Origin of the sequence: Caulobacter sp. 17J65-9 (assembly GCF_010975005.1) — a bacterium.
GTDB lineage: Bacteria > Pseudomonadota > Alphaproteobacteria > Caulobacterales > Caulobacteraceae > 17J80-11.
Genome location: NZ_JAAIVC010000274.1, coordinates 1 through 2,437 on the forward strand (window position 1 = coordinate 1; position 2,437 = coordinate 2,437).

Consider the following 2,437-nt stretch of genomic DNA (forward strand, 5'->3'; position numbering starts at 1 on the left):
CCCTTGGGGGAGGGGGACCATGCGAAGCATGGTGGAGGGGGCTCGCCCTGGCGCGACGGAAGCCGAGCACTCCGCTGGAGCCCCCCATCGCCGCTGCGCGGCTCCTCCCCCCAGTGGGGGGAGATTGCTCCCGATTTCGCTTCGCCCAGCTCTGGCCGGGCGCCATAACGACCGCCGGTTTTTCGGAGTCCGCCCATGTCCGCCGCCGCGCGCCGCTTTTCCGTCGTCCGGCGGTTCCTGGAGAGCGAGGCCGCCGGCGGGGTGGTGCTGATGGTCGCCGCCGGCCTGGCGCTGCTGATCGCCAACACCGGCATGGGGCCCGAGTACTTCCACCTCCTGCACCTGCCGATGTTCGGCTCGACCCTGCTGCACTGGGTCAACGACGGGCTGATGGCCCTGTTCTTCCTGCTGGTCGGGCTCGAGATCAAACGCGAGATGCTGGACGGCGAGCTGTCCACCTGGTCGCGCCGGGCCCTGCCGGGCATCGCCGCGGTCGGCGGCATGGCCGTGCCGGCGCTGATCTACGTAGGCCTGAACTGGACCAGCCCCGAGACCCTGCGCGGCTGGGCCATTCCGGCGGCCACCGACATCGCCTTCGCGCTGGGCGTCATGGCCCTGCTGGGCAAGCGCGTGCCCTCGTCGCTGAAGGTGTTCCTGGCGGCCCTGGCCATCATCGACGACCTGGGCGCGGTCTTGATCATCGCCCTGTTCTACACCTCGGGCCTGTCGCTGGCCTGGCTGGCCGGGGCGGCGGCGATTTGCGTCGCGCTGTTCGTCCTGAACCGGATGCGGGTCATGCGGCTGTCGCCTTATCTGATCCTGGGCGCGGCGCTGTGGGTCTGCGTGCTGAAGTCGGGCGTGCACGCCACCCTGGCCGGGGTCGCCCTGGCCCTGTTCATCCCGCTGAAGCCCGCGCCGGCCGCGCCGGACAACGTCCATTCGCCCCTGCACCGGCTGGAATACGCGCTGGCCGCCTGGGTCGCCTTCCTGATCGTGCCGGTGTTCGGCTTCGCCAATGCGGGCGTGTCGCTGGCCGACTTCAACCTGACCACCATGCTGGAGCCGGTGCCGTTGGGCGTGGCGGCCGGCTTGTTCCTGGGCAAGCAGTTCGGCGTGTTCGCGGCTTCGTGGGCGGCGATCAAATTCAAGTTGGCCGAGCTGCCGGCGTGCGCGGCGTGGAACCAACTCTATGGCGTCAGCGTCCTGTGCGGAATCGGGTTCACCATGAGCCTGTTCATCGGCCTGCTGGCCTTCGACGATCCGCACCACCAGTCCGCGGTCAAGCTGGGCGTGCTGGTCGGCTCCGGTCTCAGCGGGGTGATCGGCTGGCTGATCCTGCGCCTGTCCAGCGGGCGGGCTCCGCAGGCATAGGTCAGGCCCGGGGCGAGATGTCGCGGGCGGTACGCCGCCTTGGCTGTTGCCGGGTCTGGTTTTCGCCCTCAGTCTTCAAGTCAAGGCTGGAGGGCGACGAAGTAGTTAATTCCCGCACTTATCGCGAGGATCACATGCGTTTCTATCAATTCTACGGACTTAATTCAGAGAACGATGTCGTCTCGGCGGACGACGTGCTGTGCCGCGACGACGAGGTGGCCCGCGACCTCATCCAGGAGCGCCTCGAGCGCTTTCCCACGGTCGAGCTGTGGGACGCCGGGCGGCGCGTCTGCCGGCTGGAGGGCGGCTCGGGACCGGCCGGCTTCATCCTGTAACGCCCGGATTTTCCGCCTCCCCGTGCAGAAGCGCGCGGGGAGGGACCCCCGGCCGGGACTTCGGCGTTCATTGCACATGACCTGGCTGGAGACCCTGGGGCGCGACGGCGGCGCCTGGCGGGTGGCCGAGCGCAGCGACGCCGGCTTCACCATCGTTCCCGCCGAAGACGACGAGGCGGGCTTCCTCGCCTTCCAGGCGGTGGCCCAGGACGCGCTCGACCGCGCCGACGACAGCTACCGCGCCCTCCCGCACCGCGCCGGCGACCACGAGACCGTGGGCTGGGACGCGGTGACGATCGAGTTTTTGCATTAGGCGCTCCTTCTCCCCCGAGGGAGAAGGAGGCGAGGGAACAACCTTCACCGTCCGCAGCTTTACCGTTCGACGGCTGAGGGGCCGCCGCCGCGGGGAGGCGGGGGATGGACGACATCGGGGTTTCGGCGCTGGCGCCGCTGGCCTGGCCGGCCTGGGCCTTCGCCTGCGCCTTCCTCACGCGATCGGTGGCGGTCGCCGCCTGTCGCGGCGCGCTGGGGGTCGGGCGGGCCTGGCTGGTTGCCTACGCCCTGTGGCCGGTGCTGTTCCTGCTGGGCACGGGGCTGAGCGCGCTGGCCGGCGCGGGCCTGGCCGCCTTCGAGCTCACCGCCGCCTGGCTGGATCCGGTCTATGCGCCGTGGGGCGTGCCGCTGCTGTGCGGCGCGCCGGCGGTGATGCTGGCCGACGCGCTGCGCGGCCG

Annotated in this window: 4 protein-coding genes; all 4 read left to right on the plus strand. The window is 70.5% G+C overall.

Annotated features, from left to right (window positions below; genetic code table 11):
* The first annotated feature begins 195 nt into the window (after positions 1-195).
* A complete protein-coding gene (nhaA, locus tag G3573_RS21150; protein ID WP_163263619.1) occupies positions 196-1,371 on the plus strand; it encodes a Na+/H+ antiporter NhaA in 1,176 nt (391 codons plus the stop codon).
* Between the two features lie 134 nt (positions 1,372-1,505).
* Entirely contained in the window at positions 1,506-1,706 is a 201-nt protein-coding gene (locus G3573_RS21155) for a hypothetical protein (RefSeq protein ID WP_163263620.1), read from the plus strand.
* A gap of 76 nt (positions 1,707-1,782) precedes the next feature.
* Positions 1,783-2,019: a hypothetical protein gene (locus tag G3573_RS21160; protein WP_163263621.1), complete on the plus strand. Its 237-nt coding sequence runs from the start codon at positions 1,783-1,785 to the stop codon at positions 2,017-2,019.
* A gap of 104 nt (positions 2,020-2,123) precedes the next feature.
* The coding region (locus G3573_RS21165; protein WP_205598424.1) for a hypothetical protein at positions 2,124-2,437 on the plus strand (314 nt) is incomplete at its 3' end.

What these genes read in the sequence shown, in the direction of transcription:
- nhaA (WP_163263619.1), top strand. Translation starts at nt 196, where the DNA reads ATGTCCGCCGCCGCGCGCCGCTTTTCCGTCGTCCGGCGGTTCCTGGAG.
- G3573_RS21155 (WP_163263620.1), top strand. Translation starts at nt 1,506, where the DNA reads ATGCGTTTCTATCAATTCTACGGACTTAATTCAGAGAACGATGTCGTC.
- G3573_RS21160 (WP_163263621.1), top strand. Translation starts at nt 1,783, where the DNA reads ATGACCTGGCTGGAGACCCTGGGGCGCGACGGCGGCGCCTGGCGGGTG.